Source organism: Microbulbifer celer (assembly GCF_020991125.1).
GTDB classification, from domain to species: domain Bacteria; phylum Pseudomonadota; class Gammaproteobacteria; order Pseudomonadales; family Cellvibrionaceae; genus Microbulbifer; species Microbulbifer celer.
This window is the reverse complement of record NZ_CP087715.1, coordinates 649,169-664,370: the sequence shown is the minus strand read 5'-3', so window position 1 is coordinate 664,370 and position 15,202 is coordinate 649,169. Positions and strand designations below refer to the sequence as shown.

Annotated in this window: 12 protein-coding genes and 3 tRNA genes; 11 read left to right on the top strand and 4 right to left on the bottom strand. The window is 57.6% G+C overall.

Annotation, left to right across the window (positions count from 1 at the left end; genetic code table 11):
* Positions 1–318 precede the first annotated feature (318 nt).
* The 11 genes from LPW13_RS02545 to LPW13_RS02495 all read left to right on the top strand — a co-directional run bounded on the left by LPW13_RS02545 (position 319) and on the right by LPW13_RS02495 (position 9,304).
* The gene (locus LPW13_RS02545) at positions 319–2,193 is read left to right on the top strand and encodes a tetratricopeptide repeat protein (RefSeq protein ID WP_230437882.1); all 1,875 of its coding nucleotides are present in this window, start codon (positions 319–321) and stop codon (positions 2,191–2,193) included.
* Positions 2,177–2,863: a lipoprotein insertase outer membrane protein LolB gene (gene lolB / locus LPW13_RS02540; protein ID WP_230437881.1), complete on the top strand. Its 687-nt coding sequence runs from the start codon at positions 2,177–2,179 to the stop codon at positions 2,861–2,863. The genes LPW13_RS02545 and lolB overlap by 17 nt, the downstream gene beginning before the upstream one ends.
* Before the next feature lie 54 nt (positions 2,864–2,917).
* Entirely contained in the window at positions 2,918–3,841 is a 924-nt protein-coding gene (ispE, locus tag LPW13_RS02535) for a 4-(cytidine 5'-diphospho)-2-C-methyl-D-erythritol kinase (protein WP_230437880.1), read from the top strand.
* A gap of 21 nt (positions 3,842–3,862) precedes the next feature.
* Positions 3,863–3,937 (top strand) — tRNA-Gln (locus LPW13_RS02530).
* Between the two features lie 221 nt (positions 3,938–4,158).
* A complete protein-coding gene (locus tag LPW13_RS02525) occupies positions 4,159–5,088 on the top strand; it encodes a ribose-phosphate pyrophosphokinase (RefSeq protein WP_277610940.1) in 930 nt (309 codons plus the stop codon).
* Between the two features lie 381 nt (positions 5,089–5,469).
* The gene (locus LPW13_RS02520; protein WP_230437878.1) at positions 5,470–6,099 is read left to right on the top strand and encodes a 50S ribosomal protein L25/general stress protein Ctc; all 630 of its coding nucleotides are present in this window, start codon (positions 5,470–5,472) and stop codon (positions 6,097–6,099) included.
* Positions 6,100–6,142: 43 nt separating this feature from the next.
* Positions 6,143–6,748, top strand: coding sequence for an aminoacyl-tRNA hydrolase (gene pth, locus LPW13_RS02515; protein WP_230437877.1), 606 nt, complete (start codon positions 6,143–6,145; stop codon positions 6,746–6,748).
* Positions 6,749–6,835: 87 nt separating this feature from the next.
* Positions 6,836–7,927 carry a redox-regulated ATPase YchF gene (ychF, locus tag LPW13_RS02510; RefSeq protein WP_230437876.1) on the top strand — a complete coding sequence of 364 codons (1,092 nt, stop codon included), beginning with the start codon at positions 6,836–6,838 and terminating at the stop codon, positions 7,925–7,927.
* A 145-nt stretch (positions 7,928–8,072) separates the two neighbouring features.
* Positions 8,073–8,987 carry a DMT family transporter gene (locus LPW13_RS02505; RefSeq protein ID WP_230437875.1) on the top strand — a complete coding sequence of 305 codons (915 nt, stop codon included), beginning with the start codon at positions 8,073–8,075 and terminating at the stop codon, positions 8,985–8,987.
* Between the two features lie 128 nt (positions 8,988–9,115).
* Positions 9,116–9,192: transfer RNA gene (locus LPW13_RS02500), tRNA-Met, on the top strand.
* Positions 9,193–9,229: 37 nt separating this feature from the next.
* Positions 9,230–9,304 (top strand) — tRNA-Gln (locus tag LPW13_RS02495).
* Between the two features lie 73 nt (positions 9,305–9,377).
* Here LPW13_RS02495 and LPW13_RS02490 read toward each other — a convergent pair.
* From LPW13_RS02490 to LPW13_RS02475, 4 genes are all read right to left on the bottom strand, one after another.
* A complete protein-coding gene (locus LPW13_RS02490) occupies positions 9,378–10,412 on the bottom strand; it encodes a sulfite exporter TauE/SafE family protein (RefSeq protein ID WP_230437874.1) in 1,035 nt (344 codons plus the stop codon).
* A 91-nt stretch (positions 10,413–10,503) separates the two neighbouring features.
* A complete protein-coding gene (locus LPW13_RS02485; protein WP_230437873.1) occupies positions 10,504–11,220 on the bottom strand; it encodes a SapC family protein in 717 nt (238 codons plus the stop codon).
* 172 nt (positions 11,221–11,392) lie between these two features.
* Positions 11,393–12,073 carry a DUF6445 family protein gene (locus LPW13_RS02480; protein ID WP_230437872.1) on the bottom strand — a complete coding sequence of 227 codons (681 nt, stop codon included), beginning with the start codon at positions 12,071–12,073 and terminating at the stop codon, positions 11,393–11,395.
* 107 nt (positions 12,074–12,180) lie between these two features.
* A complete protein-coding gene (locus LPW13_RS02475; RefSeq protein ID WP_230437871.1) occupies positions 12,181–14,859 on the bottom strand; it encodes a TonB-dependent receptor in 2,679 nt (892 codons plus the stop codon).
* Positions 14,860–15,202: the final 343 nt, after the last annotated feature.

Sequence of the window (15,202 nt, the reverse complement as noted above, 5' to 3'; positions counted from 1 at the left end):
GACACACTGCCCGAGGCCGCCGGCAAAAAGGTCGCATATTGTCCGGGGCGGGCGCCCCCTGTGCAAGCAGGGAAATTCTATCTACCCCATTGCCCCAGTGCTGAAACCGGCGCAAAGACAACGGTGTAAATAGATGCTGACTTTTCCTTTGCAGCCCCTTTCACCCGAACGGCCGCACAAATCACAACTAGAATTATACGGCGATAACCCGGAAAAATACGCCATCACGCGCCGCAGACCACCATTGCCCTCGGGCATGCGCCCTGACAGTGGCCTGGATCGACCTGGCCACGGGCGCGAACGTACGGACACGTTTCTATGCACGCAAAACCCTTCCGCAAGCAGCCGCTTGCCGCCACGATGTCTCGCCTCTCTGCCGCACTGCCTCTGGCGCTGCTGTGCCTGCTTGGCGCCTGTACCCAGCAATCGGCACAGCAGCCACCTGAGGAGGAGAACCGACAGACCTCCGCGATACCCCCGGCGCAAATGACAGCGCAAACCGGCCGCGAAACCAGCGCTTCCCCCCGGGCAAATGTCGCCAACCCGGCAGAACAACCGCCAGCCCCCGCTAAGGAAAAGGCCAAACCGTTCCCGATTGAAACCTTCTACACCCTGCTGGTGGCCGAAGTGGCGGGCAACCGCGAGCACTACGATCTCGCTCTGGCCAACTATTACTTCCAGGCCGAACGCACCCAGGATGCCGGTGTGGCGGCGCGCGCTACTCGCATCGCGCGCTTCCTGAACGCCCGTCGCGCCGCCCTGCGCTCAGCGAAACTGTGGGTAGAGCTGGAGCCGGAAAGCCGCGAGGCACAGCTCGCCGCCACCGCGGAGCTGACCCTGGCAGGGGAACTGGACGATGCGCTCAAGCACGCGGAACTGGCCCTCGCCCTGGGCGGCGACGCGCCCCTGCAGTCCGTAGCCGCCACCGCAGTGTCCAACGAGGAACTCGCAGTGCGGGTACTGCCGGAATTTCGTCGCCTGTCGAACAAGTACCCCCACAATCACGAGGCCTCTCTCGCCCTGGCAATGGTATTACGCGCCAATGACAAAGATGCGGAGGCACTGAAGATTACCCGGCTGGTTCAGGAGCAGGATCCATCACTACTGGATGCACCGCTGCTGGAATCTCATATCCTGATCGATATGGGGCGCCAGAAAGAAGCCCGCTCACTGCTGGAAAACCTGGTAGACCTCTACCCCAAAGAAAGCCGACTGCGCCTGCAATACGCACGCATGTTGATTCGCGAAGACCTCGAGCTCGCACAGCAGCAGTTTGAAGAGCTGGTAGCGCAACGCCCCGATGATGCCAACCTGATTCTCTCCCTGGCGTTGATCCAGTATGAAACGCAACAGTACGAAGCCTCCGAACCGCTTCTGAGACGATTGCTCGCACTGAAAGAACATGAATCTGCCGCGCACTTTTACCTGGCCGGGATTGCTGAACAGCAGGGAGATCTGGACGGTGCAGTAACCCACTACCGCATGGTCCGCCCCGGTGGCGATTACGTGCAGGCCATCAGCCGCGGTACCAGCCTGCTCACCGCCGCCGGCCGCACCGAGGAAGCACAAGCCTGGTTTGCGGAATTGCGCCAGCGACACCCGGATCAACAGAAACAGTTTTACCTGTTGCAAGCAGAGTTATTGAGCAAACACGATCGCTTACGGGAGGCGCAAACGGTTTTGAGTGAGGGCGTCGATAAACACAGCGACAGCAGCCGGCTGATATTTGCCCACGCCATGGCCAGCGAACAGCTGGGAGATGTAGAGAAATTTGAACTGGGTATTCGCAAACTGTTGTCCCGCGACCCGGATAATGCGAACCTTCTGAACACACTCGGCTACAAGCTGTTGTCCTTCGATGACCGGCTGAATGAAGCCTTGGTGCTGATATCCCGGGCACTGGAATTGAGCCCTGAAGACCCTGCAATTATCGACAGTATGGGCTGGGCCCATTTCCGTTTGGGCAACCACAGCGAGGCAGTGAAGTATCTGCAGAAAGCCATGACCCTGATGGACGACCATGAAATTGCCGCGCATCTGGGCGAGGCTCTGTGGGCATTGGGTGAGCGCCAACAGGCGATGCAGGTATGGGAACGCGGCCTGAAGATAAACCCCGAGAGCGAAATTATTCCAGAAGCCATGCAACGGCTACAGGATCAACAACGACTGGAACAGCATGTTACGGAAAACTGAATTTCTTAACCCTGGTAATTACGGCGACGACAATCAAACCCTGAACACCGCCAGTGCGGCCCGTCGGGCACGGTACTTTCTGGCTGCGCTGGCACTGACCCTCGTCGCCACAGGCTGTAGCAGCCAGAAACCGCAGCCGCCGCAGACCACCACCCCGCAATCCGCACAGCCTCAATCTGCGGCCCAACTGCAACGCTGGGAAGCCAGCGGGAAAATGGGCGTGCGCTCACCGCGGGAAAATGGCAGCGCCAACCTGACGTGGCTGCAGGCCGGCGATAACTATCGCATTCACCTGAGTGGCCCACTGGGTGCGGGAGCGACCGTCATCAGCGGCTCTTCCGCCGGTGTCAGCCTGCAGCGCGGCAGCGATCCGGCAGTATTTGCCGCAAACCCGGCACAGCTCACCGAGCAAGTGATGGGCTGGCCACTGCCGGTGGCGGAAATGTTTTACTGGGTACGCGGCCTGCCTGCCCCCGGTGCCGTTTCCGACCAGCAGAAAAACGCACAAGGCAACCTGCAAAGCCTGCAGCAGGCGGGCTGGCAACTGAGCTTTGGCGAATATACCAAGGCCGGCCCCTATACCCTACCTACCCGTATCAAGGCCTCCAGCAACAATGTCGCGGGCCCGGTCAGCGTCACTGTCGTGATCAAAGACTGGCAGCCGAAATAATCCCGCCAAGCTGATAAACTGCGCGGACTTTTCATTGCAATGCGAAGTCCGCCGATGTCCAGCCTGCCCTCTACGCAACCTACACAATCCCTGCGACTGTCCGCCCCTGCCAAACTGAACCTCACCCTGCGCATTCTCGGTCGCAGAGCAGATGGCTATCACGAGCTGGAAACCGTTTTTCAGTTGCTGGACTTTGGCGACCAGCTGACGTTCCACACCCGTGCCGATAACACCATTGCCGTGCACTGCCCGGGCCTGGATATCCCCCCGGAACAGAATCTTGTCTATCGCGCCGCAGATCTCCTGCGGCACAGTGTCGGTAAAAATGCCGGCAAGGAAGCCGTGGGGGCAGATATCAACCTGCAGAAAAACCTGCCCGCCGGCGGTGGCATAGGCGGCGGTAGCAGTGATGCAGCGACGACATTGCTTGCACTCAATCACCTGTGGCGATGCAATCTCGACCTGGAGCAACTGGCAGGACTTGGCCGACAGCTGGGCGCAGATATCCCGGTGTTTGTGCACGGCCACTCCGCCTGGGCAGAGGGTGTCGGGGAAAGACTGACCCCGATCGCCGTCGAGCCAATGTGGTATCTGGTGCTGACGCCTGATTGCCACGTAAGCACCGGGGAATTATTTTCCCATCCGCGTTTGACAAGAGATTCTGCCGCAATTACATTAGCGGCCCTTCGCGACAGGCGGCTGACAAAACAGTGGCTGGCACAATATGCCGGCAACGATTTTCAGCCTCTTGTTGAAGCACTCTACCCCGAAGTGCGCAATGCCAGAGCGTGGCTTGCCCAGTTCGGAGCGGCACAACTGACGGGAAGCGGCGCCTGCGTTTTTGCAGCGTTCGACTCGGAAGAAGCAGCACAGAATGTGCTGAAAAAACGGCCAGAAGGTTTAGAGGGCTTTGTTGCCGCAGGTATTGATCAATCACCTGCACACGAGCAACTCGCGAAATTTGCAGCGATCGTCTAAATTGACTAGCTGCAACATTGCTGGGGTGTAGCCAAGCGGTAAGGCAGCGGGTTTTGATCCCGTCATGCGAAGGTTCGAATCCTTCCACCCCAGCCATTTCCTTATTTGATACGACTCCCATCATCCCGAGTCGTTGACGGAGCCTCCGGCCAGTCCGGAACAACCTGGCAGACAGCCACACCGTAAAACTTGCACCTATGGTCGCCCAATGACACGGCATCACACTACCCTGCAAGCAGTTCAAGCTCCGAAAATCACCTGAATTTCACTACTATCTTCTACTCCCAACGAAAAAGGTACTCGCAGTGGCTGACTTGATGGTCTTCACCGGCAACGCAAACCCGGAACTGGCGCAAAAGATTGTTAAGCATATGGCGATACCGCTGGGTGAGGCGGTGGTCAAACGCTTCTCCGATGGTGAGATTGCGGTAGAAATCACGGACAACGTCCGCGGCCGCGATGTGTTCGTGGTCCAATCCACCTGCCAGCCCACCAATCGCAACCTGATGGAACTGATCCTGCTGGTAGACGGCCTGCGCCGTGCCTCTGCAGGCCGTATCACTGCGGTTGTGCCCTACTTCGGTTACGCCCGCCAGGATCGCCGGGTGCGCTCCCAGCGGGTACCAATTTCCGCCAAGGTTGTGGCAGACATGATGGTGAGCGTGGGTATCGACCGCGTTCTGACCGTCGACCTGCACGCAGAACAGATCCAGGGCTTCTTCGACGTGCCAGTGGACAATGTTTACGGCTCTTCCGTGCTGCTGGACGATATTGAACGCCAGAATTACGAGGACCTGGTGGTGGTATCCCCGGATATCGGTGGCGTAGTGCGCGCGCGCGCGGTGGCGAAGAGCCTGGAGTGCGACCTGGCCATCATCGACAAACGTCGTCCGGCAGCCAATGTGGCAGAGGTGATGAACATCATCGGCGAGGTTAACGGCCGCACCTGCCTGCTGGTGGATGACATGGTGGATACCGCAGGCACCCTGTGCAATGCCGCCAATGCATTGAAGGAACACGGCGCCAAGAAGGTGATCGCCTACTGTACCCACCCGGTACTGTCCGGCAAGGCGATCGACAACCTGAACAATTCGGTTCTGGATGAACTGGTAGTCACCGACTCCATTCCACTGGGTGACAAGCCCGCCCATGCGCCGAAGATCCGCCAGCTGACGCTTTCCGCGATGCTCGCAGAGTCCATGCGCCGCATCAGCAACGAAGAATCCCTGTCCGCGATGTTCCGCTAAAAGAGCACCCTCTTAACAGAGCCGGTGGCGGCGGAGCACCGGGTATTCGGTTTCAGAACCGCTGTGAATACATCCCTGTACACTGCGTCGGCGACGTCCCTGTCGCCGACGCTTCTGAAACCGAATCCCCGGCACTCCACCTTCAACCCACCCATTGAACCACTTCGCAGCGAAACGCGGAGTGGATAAGCACTGCGCATCCACCAACGGCAAAGCCGCAATTCCACTGGCAATCCCCCCGACTTCCCCGTAGAATACGCGCCCGCCCGGCCCTGCCGGGTGTTTACTATTGGGCGCGCCAATCTGATCCGCCCGATTTATTACAACACCAGAGGGTTCCGGTCGCAGGGCCTTCTGGACAGACAACCTGAGGTTTCACCCATGTCTGATTTTACTCTGAATGCCAACGTCCGCAGCGACGAAGGGAAAGGTGCGAGCCGCCGCCTGCGTCGTGAGGAAGGCAAGCTTCCGGCCATCATTTACGGTGGCGAAGCCGAGCCGCAAGCGATTTCTCTGCTGGCAAAAGACGTATTCAAGGCGCTGGAAAGCGAAGCTTTCTTCTCTTCCGTTCTGACCCTGGACGTTGAAGGCAAGAAAGAGACCGTGATCCTGCGTGACCTGCAGCGTCACCCGGCCAAGCAGATCCTGCTGCACGCTGACTTCCAGCGCGTTTCCGCAAACACCAAAGTACACATCAAGGTACCGCTGCACTTCCTGAACGAAGAGAGCTGCAAAGGTGTTAAGGCTGGCGGTATCGTGTCTCACACCCTGACCGAGCTGGACATTACTGCACCGGCTTCCAAGCTGCCTGAGTACATCGAAGTTGACCTGGCAGATCTGGAGCTGGACGCGACTGTCCACATCTCCGACATCAAACTGCCGGCCGGTGTAGAGTCTGTAGACCTGGCCCACGGCGAAGACCACGACCTGGTTGTTGCCTCCGTGCACAAGCCCCGTGGCGCCGTAGAAGCTGACGCAGAAGCCGAAGAAGGCGAAGAGTCCGGCGAGTAATTCTCCGGCTAGTTCAGGTACCCCTGATAAAAGGTAAGTGACCTTGAGCAAGGCTCCCGAAACGCCCATCCAGTTGATCGTCGGCCTGGGCAACCCAGGCCCCGAGTATGACCGGACACGTCATAACGCGGGAGCCGATTTTGTCTCCGAGCTGGCCCGTATCCACGGTGCCCAGCTCGCGCCAGACAGCAAATATCACGGCCTCTCCGGCCGTGTCCGGATCGGCGGGCAGGATATCCGCCTGCTGATTCCCACCACCTATATGAATCGCAGCGGCCAGGCAGTCGGCCCGCTGGCGAACTTCTTCAAGATTCCCGTTCAGGCCATTCTGGTCGCTCACGACGAGCTGGACCTCCCCCCCGGTACTGCGCGCCTGAAAGGCGGCGGCGGCCACGGTGGACACAACGGCCTGCGCGATATCATTGCCGCACTGGGCAACAACCGCGACTTTATGCGCCTGCGCCTCGGCGTCGGCCATCCGGGCAATGCCCGCGATGTGGTGAATTATGTCCTGCAGCGGGCGCCCCGCGTGGAGCAGGACCAATTGGCCGAAGCCATCGACCGCGCCGTCGATGTGCTGCCCACCGCCGCCAGCGGCGACTGGGGCGCAGCCATGAAAACGCTTCACACCAACTCCAAAGCCAAATAGAACGCCTGATAGATAGCCGCGGACGCGCTCCGCGCCTATCAATAACCTCAGCAACAGATCAGCAATCTCAGCAACAGGATTCAGACCATGGGTTTTACTTGCGGCATCGTCGGCCTGCCCAACGTGGGCAAATCCACTCTGTTCAATGCCCTGACCAAAGCGGGTATCGATGCAGAAAACTTTCCCTTCTGCACCATTGAGCCGAACGCCGGCATCGTGCCGGTACCCGACCCGCGCCTCGACAAGCTGGCGGAAATCGTCAAACCGCAAAAGGTGATTCCCACCACCATGGAGTTCACCGATATCGCGGGCCTGGTAGCGGGCGCCTCCAAAGGCGAGGGCCTGGGCAACAAGTTTCTTGCCAATATCCGCGAAACCGACGCCATCGCCCACGTAGTGCGCTGTTTCGAAAACGACAACGTCATTCATGTGGCCAACCAGGTTGACCCGGTGGCGGATATCGAGGTGATCAACACCGAACTGGCCCTCGCTGACCTGGACACTGTGGAAAAAGCGCTGCAGCGCTATACCCGCGCCGCCAAGGGGCAGGACAAGCACGCGATCAAGATGAAAGCGCTGCTGGAGAAGATCCAGCCACACCTGGACGAAGCCAAGCCACTGCGCTCCTTCGGCCTCAGCGAGGACGAACTGGCAGACCTGCGCGAGCTGAGCCTGCTCACCGTCAAACCCACCATGTATATCGCCAACGTGGATGAAGACGGCTTCGAAAACAATCCGCACCTGGACGCCGTATCCGCCATCGCCGCGGAAGAAAACGCGGTGCTGGTGCCCATCTGTAACAAGCTGGAATCGGAAATTGCCGAACTGGATGACGATGAAAAGCAGGAGTTCCTGGAAGAACTGGGCATGGAAGAACCAGGCCTGAACCGGGTAATTCGCGCCGGTTACAATCTGCTGAGCCTGCACACCTACTTCACCGCTGGCGTCAAAGAAGTGCGCGCCTGGACCATTCCCCTGGAAGCCACCGCACCCCAGGCCGCGGGTAAAATCCACACCGATTTCGAAAAGGGCTTCATCCGCGCAGAAGTGGTGAGCTATACGGATTTTGTGGACCACAACGGCGAAGCTGGCGCAAAAGAAGCCGGCAAGTGGCGCCTGGAGGGCAAGGATTACGTGGTCGCCGACGGCGACGTTGTCCACTTCCGCTTCAACGTCTGATTGGGCGCTTACGAAGCATCTCAGGTATCTGCCACCAGCTATCCATCAGCGTCTGCTGATACTGCCCCCGAAGTGCCACAAGCACACCGGGGGCAGCTTCCTTCCCGGGCCACGATCATTGGTCCTCACAACACCGAAGGTTGTCATGTACCCATCCAACTGGAGAGTCGGCCTGCCGCTGGCACTGATCACCGCGTTCCTCTGGGCCCTGCTGCCCATCGCCATGAAGGGCCTGCTGGCGGAAATGGATTCCACCACCGTCACCTGGTATCGCTTCTTCGGGGCGGCACTGTTTGCCGGCAGCTACTATGGCTGGGGACGCAAACTGGACTTGCCGCAACTCTTTCGCGGCAGACTGCTGCCTTTCACCCTGCTCGCGGTGGCCGGCCTGCTGGGGAACTACATATCCTACGCCTGGGGGCTCAATTACGTCACTGCAGGCGCCCTGCAGGTGCTGATTCAGCTGGCGCCGCTATTACTGCTGATATTCAGTGTCATCTGGCTGGGAGAGCATTTCTCACCCCGCCAGTGGCTGGGTGTGGCAATGGTGACTGTGGGCCTGCCGCTGTTTTTCAATCAACGGCTGCAGGAGTTACTCAGCGGCAGTAATCCGGAGTACTTGCTGGGCGTCGGGCTGGTGTTTATCGCCGCCACTTCGTGGGCGATCTACGGCCTGTTCCAGAAAAAGATCGTGGCGGAGTCCAACCCCCAGAACCTGCTGGTTTTAATCTATATTGCCGGCTCACTGTGTTTCCTACCGGTGGCCAAACCCGCGCTGGCCTTATCACTTTCCCCACTGGGCTGGGGGCTGCTACTGTTCCTTACCGCCAATACGCTGATCGCCTACGGCGCCTTTGCCAAGGCGATGGCCGCCTGGGAAGCCTCCCGGGTAAGCGCGGTACTGGCGCTGGTGCCGCTGATGACCCTGGCACTCAGCACACTGATCGGTGCCCTGTGGCCAGACTATATCGAGGTGGAACCCATGAACTGGATCAGCTGGCTCGGCGCCTTTGCGGTTGTTTTTGGTTCGCTGACCGCTGCGATCGGGCGCGGCCGCTGAATCCGGGCCAGATCCCGAGCGCTCGGAGGGAGACCGACGCTAACCCACTGATTAATTTACTAAAAAGTGTTGACACCTCCGGCACATCCCCCGATAATTCGCGCCCTCGGTTAGCCGAGAACGTCTGTGGCAAGGTAGCTCAGCTGGTTAGAGCGCAGCACTCATAATGCTGAGGTCGGGAGTTCAAGTCTCCCCCTTGCTACCATTTTCTTATGTGAGTACCAGCCTCACAGCACCTTTACTGGGGTGTAGCCAAGCGGTAAGGCAGCGGGTTTTGATCCCGTCATGCGAAGGTTCGAATCCTTCCACCCCAGCCATATACATAAAAAGGCGACTTCATCAGAAGTCGCCTTTTTTGTTGCCGCTGTCCCGCCCGGAAAAAGCCCAGGATCAACTGGCAGCGGCCACCGTGCCTTCGCCTGCCGCCAACTCAGCGCCCTGCGCGCGGTTGCGCACCCGACGGATACCGAGCATTCTGAGCACCTCAAAGCCGCCCAGGCACGCCAGAACCGCAAGCAATGCCATTGCCATACCGGACATACCAAGCGTGGCCCACTCGGTGTAACAAGCCCACACAAACTGCACGACGCATAGCAGCGCCACCACAAGAAGCGTGGGGCGACGCCCGATAAGGCCAACCACAAACACGCCCAGCGGCGCTCCCAACGCCACCACAGGCGCTGCCGCCAGCCAATTGCCGAGAACACCCGGCTGCCAGTCCCCGGAAATACTTTTCACTGCAACACCCACCAGTGATGAAAACGCCATGATCACCACAGAAGTGGGAATCGCCACCTTCAGGTCCACCCGGCTCAGCAGTACAAGCGCTGCGTAGATCACCATATCAATACCAACCCCGGTCACAGAAACGGCCGAAAAACCCGCCACTGCACCAAAGACCAGACCGACACGGAAATCCGCCGGACAACGGGGATCCCCAAGGTGATCGTGGCCCGTTATCTCGCTCAGGCGGTATAGATGCAGGATACCGAAACCGCCCCAGATCACCGCAAATGACAACTTGACCCACAGCTCAGACACCAGCGGGGCGAAGAACAGGATCCCCAGCGGGGTCGCCAGCAGGCTGCCGATCAGGGCTCCGCGCAGCATGGCCCACGCCAGCGGCTGTCGGCGGCAGAAAATAAAGATACTGGCACTGACCATGCCAATGGACTGCACCGCAAAGCTGAAATCACGCCCGAGACTGGCGGGCATATCAAAGAGCAGGACGAGCACGGGGAAGCCGACAGTGCCGCCCCCCATCGGAGTGGAGCCCGCGGCGTAACTGCCAATGGCCATGGAGAGCGCCATCGGCCAGTGCTCTGTGACCAGCGGCCACAGCCCCTGACCAAATACCAGTAAAGCCCAGAGCCCATAAAAAGCACCGAGGAAAATCAACCAGCCAGCATAGCGTTGAAAAAACATAGTCGAGGGAGCAGTAGCAGCCTCACGATGGAACCCGCGAGGCTTTGCGTAACCAGGGGCGCTACCGGGAGTGGAGTACCCCCGGGCAAGATCAGGCTTCAGATTGCATCTTGGCCAAACGGGAGAACTGGTGCATGGAACCCAGCTGCGCGTACAGCGGGGGCAGGAAACCACGCTTGCGGAAATCCGCGAAGTCTTCCTCACTCATCTCGCCCAGCTTCTTCTCATCCACCATGTAGATACCGGTGAGGTTGATCTTTTCACCACCCGCATTCACGGAAACATTCTGGGTGGTCAGCAGGTCTTTCTCAGCCAGGACGGAGATAAAGGCTTTGGTCATCTGGTCGCTTTCGAGGTAGCCCACCAGCGCCTCTTTCTTGGCTTTCAGGTACTCGGACTCTTCGCCGGACTCGTTGAACAGCGCGTTACCCTCTTCTTCACCGACAATCGGGCTGTTCTCAATCAGGCCAACTACCAGCTGCTCTTTGTTGTCACCGGCAGGCGCCAGAACGAAAGGATGATTGCGCACAGCGCCCGGAACGAAAACGCCCTTCCAGTTATCGCCGTCAGCGAACAGGTTTTCGCCTACTTTCAGGCTTAAGAGTGCAACAGACTGAAACTGGTCCGTATCGGAATTCTTGACAAAAACGATCGGGTATTCAGCACCCAAACGGGAAAACTCGTGGGCAGTTACCGGAACCATGTGCGCCTTTGCAACGTGCTCGAAGGTCCCCAGCTCACGGACTTTCAGCTTACCGTGCGCGTCACTGCGCAGGGGAACAATCTTGGGGGCTTCTACAGTGGCCATACAACACCTTAAAAATTCTAATTTGAAGTTATTCTGACATTCAGTGGAGTATATTTTTTACACTCCCAAAGGGAAGCAAAAAGTTACACCAGACGGGCAGAAGATACCAGCGGGAAGTTACCGAGTGTTGACCATTGATCAACCACTGCACAATTCACCCGGGAATAGAAGATCATTCGTGACTGACGAAGATATTGGCCGTCAATCGCCCGCGGGTAGCACTGGCACTGATACTGTGATCCCCCAGGATATTCGCACTGTGTAGTACGCACCCGCGATAAATCACCAGACGATTGTATTTGGCCGGCACAAACCCGACCTTGGTAAACAGATCGTCCGATTCATTACAGTACTTCATCGGCCTGCGATACTTGTTGAACTCAATAAAACAACGGTCCAGGTAGTGTTCAACACGATCCGGCGTAATCGACTCGTAGCCGGTGCTCCGGTGACGATAGAATCCGGTACCGCCGTGCGAGTCATCACACAGGTAAAGCAGGATTGCAAACAGGTTTGGGGCGCTGGTATCGAAGTGCGGCGCCCGCTGCAGCGGGCCGAGCTCCGGCTCCGGTACTGTCATCAGGTTTAGCGTTTCCTGCTGCAGTTTCAACGTTTCGACGCTGCCGATACCAAATTCCGAACGCAATACTGGAGCCAGCCGATCCAGAACCTCCAACCCCAGGGCTTCCGGGGCGGACGTCCTGACGCCTGGATACCCTTTGCGCTCTGCCAGCATTGGCCAAGGCGCAAACTCCGACTGCGCCGCAAACTGCACCAGAGTTTCCGGGTGCGCATGAAAATCATCAAGAACAATCGCCTTGTTCTTCTCGTCTCCAAAACTCAGTACTTGCATAATGAATACAACCACCTGCCTCATCGCGAAACACTTGTTCAGTACGGGACAGCCACGCAAAAAAAAAGCCCAGCTGAAAGCTGGGCTTTTCGCGGCTCAGGTTCTGATTAGAACTTGTAGCTAGCACCCAACTGGTACACAGCCTCACCCTGGAAGGACCATGCCGGGAAACCTTCCTGCAGTGGGCCCTTCATGCCGGTGGATGTGGTCGATGCATCCGCAGCACCGTACTGGATATCATCCTCTTCGAGAACGTTGATCGCCTCAAAGGTAACATCCAGATTATCGGTAGCATACCAGTAGAAGCTCAGGTCCAGAGAACCGAAGTCGTCGTGCATACGGTTACCGTACCAGTAACCACCATCACGGATCAGGTACTCAGAGCGGAAGTTGTACGCCGCACGAGCAGAGAACGTATCGTTTTCCCAGTAGCCCACCAGGTTATAGGCGTGCTCGGACGACTCAGTGAAGATTGGCAACTGGTCCATAAACGCATCTTTCGGCGCTTCCGCGTCGGTGTAGGTGTAGTTGGCCGCTACACCAAAGCCGTTATCGAACGCGTGCTGAATCTGCAACTCAATACCCTGGATATCAGCACCGCCGGCATTCTCGAGAGTTTCCACTGCCCAGCTATCGCCGCCAGCCGGATCCTCCAGACCAATCTGCTGATCAACCAGAATCTGGGAAGTCACGAAGTCGTCGATGGACTTAACAAAGTAAGTCGCGGACATCAGATTACCATCGCCGTAGTAGTACTCCAGAGCAATATCCGCACTGGTGGCCTTCATCGGCTTCAGACCTTCGCTACCGAAACGCTGGGTCTGGTTGTCCGCACGGTCGTCGGCAAAACCACTGTATGTCACCAGCATGTCGTCGTAGGTGGGACGGCTGATAGTCTGGGAAGCAGACGCACGCACTACCCAGTCTTCAGAAAGCTCGTAGCGTACAGTAGCACTCGGGAGCACATCGCTGTAATCGGAGCTGTAGGTGGACAGGGAATAGGCGTAACCAATGTTCGCGGCAATCTCACCTTCCTGAGGCTCGGTGCCGTCCAGATCATACTGAGTACGGGAAGCATCCGTAGAGATGTAACGCAAACCGAAGTTACCGCTCAGGGCACCAGTCTCAAAGTTGAACATACCGTAGAGCGCGGTATTTTCTTCGTTCAGGTCGGAATAACCTGCACGCTCCTCAACCCACTGGCCAAGACTTGCCCGAGTCAGAGCAACCATGGCATCCAGATCCGGTTTCGGCGCGGTAAAACCGTCCTGCCCAATTTCATAGGTGCCATCGTACAGGGAAGACGTGTCGGCAATTTCCGGGTCTGCTACCAACTCGCCATCTTCATTTTCAACTGTTTTGAACACGCCACGATATTTACGACGATTTACGTCGTGATCGGTCCAACGTACACCAGTCTTGAACGAAGTCAGAATGCCAACGTTCAGATCAAACTCCACATCGAGTTGCGCGTAGCTCTCTTCGTCTTCTACCGGACCACTGGCTACCGCCCAGCCCTGCGGAGACATGGAGGACGGGAAGTTAGCCAGGCTCTGGCTGGGATCCTTGGTGGTCGTGATATCAATTTCTTTGCCCGAGGCATCGATGGACCCCTCCCAAGCCGGCTGGCCCGCACCAATATCCTGGAAGTTGGTGGTGAAATCGGTGCCCCCATCGGCCATTGTGGACCCAATGCTACCGCTCACGCGGAAACCGTCACCTTCATATTCGGAGCTCAAATCGAAAGTATCAGAGCTCATGGAGGACTTGCGGCCCCAGGTCTGGTTGAAGGTGTTGGTGGCGATCTCGCTGCCGGGTTCACCGCGGGAGTCCGGTGCACCTGAGGTGGTGCTGGAAGTACACAGACCGGCTGCGTTAGTGTTGTGGCACTCGGTATAGCCACCGTCCAGGCCTTCACCAGTCAGGGTGAACAGGTACAGACTGTTGTTGGTGTTGTCCGCCTGCAGGTCCAGAGACATGGCGTGCAGGGTGAAAGACAGAGCATCGGTCGGCGCGTACTGCAGGGTTACGTCCAGCGCTTTACGCTCCTGATCCTGCAGGAAGGTAGTAGGCGCAACATCTCCGGACCAGCGATAATCAGATTCGGTACCCCGTCGCACGTATTCGCGGTCTTCAGCCGCTGCGGAAAGCAGCACACCAAAGGTTTCTGCGTCGTTCTTCCAGCTGTACAAACCGGAGACTTCCGGAGCCAGCTCATCACTGATGGTACCGACACGACCAGTGGTGCCGACCCACGCAGTATTCGCTTCCAGATCCAGAGGCTTGCGAGTGTTGACAATAACCGTGCCGCCAATACCCCCTTCGTTCAGGTCCGCACGGGAAGACTTGTATACCTCGATGCCACCAATCAGTTCCGCCGGCAGCAGGGAGTAGTTGAAACTACGATCCACTGGAATGTTGTCAAACCAGCCAGTGGAGGCAACGTTCTGACCGTTCAACTGGGTCAGGGTCATAGTCGGGGCTGCACCGCGAATGGAGACGGACGCCCCCTGGCCAAATGAGCGGCCCACGGTGATACCGGGGATACGCCCGAGTGCTTCACCTACGTCTGAATCCGGAAATTTACCAACATCTTCCGCGGACACGGCATCGACCAGATCGGTCGCATCGCGCTTGATGTTTACGGCATCTTGCAGGGCTCCACGAATACCAGTAACGGTAATTTCTTCCAGAGCTGCATCCTGAGCAACCGCCAATGGAGCCACCAGGCTGCCACCAAGAACGGCTGTACTGATCGAGAGAGCGAGTTTGTTGCGCTTAAGCATCGATTTCCCCTTCCTTTTTTATAGATATAAAGGTTTGGTTAGAAATTTTTATTCACCTTGTACCGCCAAATGATAGCGCTGTCATTCGTTTTTATGATAGCGCTGTCATTCTCAAGATCGACAATACACAGAAACTTTTAAAAAAGCTACAACCCCCGGGGGAAATTCTCCGGCTTATTCGTCGCTTTTCGTATCAACAAGCTGTCTTAACTGACACTCTTGAGACTTATCTCACTGCCGCAGCGCAGGATTGAACAATTTTCAAACAACACGAATAAAATCCGCAGGAAATATCAACGAGAAAGAAAGAATCAGCAGCAGGATAGGAAGATGTCGCAACCAT

What these genes read in the sequence shown, in the direction of transcription:
- LPW13_RS02545 (WP_230437882.1), top strand. Translation starts at nt 319, where the DNA reads ATGCACGCAAAACCCTTCCGCAAGCAGCCGCTTGCCGCCACGATGTCT.
- lolB (WP_230437881.1), top strand. Translation starts at nt 2,177, where the DNA reads ATGTTACGGAAAACTGAATTTCTTAACCCTGGTAATTACGGCGACGAC.
- ispE (WP_230437880.1), top strand. Translation starts at nt 2,918, where the DNA reads ATGTCCAGCCTGCCCTCTACGCAACCTACACAATCCCTGCGACTGTCC.
- LPW13_RS02525 (WP_277610940.1), top strand. Translation starts at nt 4,159, where the DNA reads ATGGTCTTCACCGGCAACGCAAACCCGGAACTGGCGCAAAAGATTGTT.
- LPW13_RS02520 (WP_230437878.1), top strand. Translation starts at nt 5,470, where the DNA reads ATGTCTGATTTTACTCTGAATGCCAACGTCCGCAGCGACGAAGGGAAA.
- ychF (WP_230437876.1), top strand. Translation starts at nt 6,836, where the DNA reads ATGGGTTTTACTTGCGGCATCGTCGGCCTGCCCAACGTGGGCAAATCC.
- LPW13_RS02505 (WP_230437875.1), top strand. Translation starts at nt 8,073, where the DNA reads ATGTACCCATCCAACTGGAGAGTCGGCCTGCCGCTGGCACTGATCACC.
- LPW13_RS02490 (WP_230437874.1), bottom strand. Translation starts at nt 10,412, where the DNA reads ATGTTTTTTCAACGCTATGCTGGCTGGTTGATTTTCCTCGGTGCTTTT.
- LPW13_RS02485 (WP_230437873.1), bottom strand. Translation starts at nt 11,220, where the DNA reads ATGGCCACTGTAGAAGCCCCCAAGATTGTTCCCCTGCGCAGTGACGCG.
- LPW13_RS02480 (WP_230437872.1), bottom strand. Translation starts at nt 12,073, where the DNA reads ATGCAAGTACTGAGTTTTGGAGACGAGAAGAACAAGGCGATTGTTCTT.
- LPW13_RS02475 (WP_230437871.1), bottom strand. Translation starts at nt 14,859, where the DNA reads ATGCTTAAGCGCAACAAACTCGCTCTCTCGATCAGTACAGCCGTTCTT.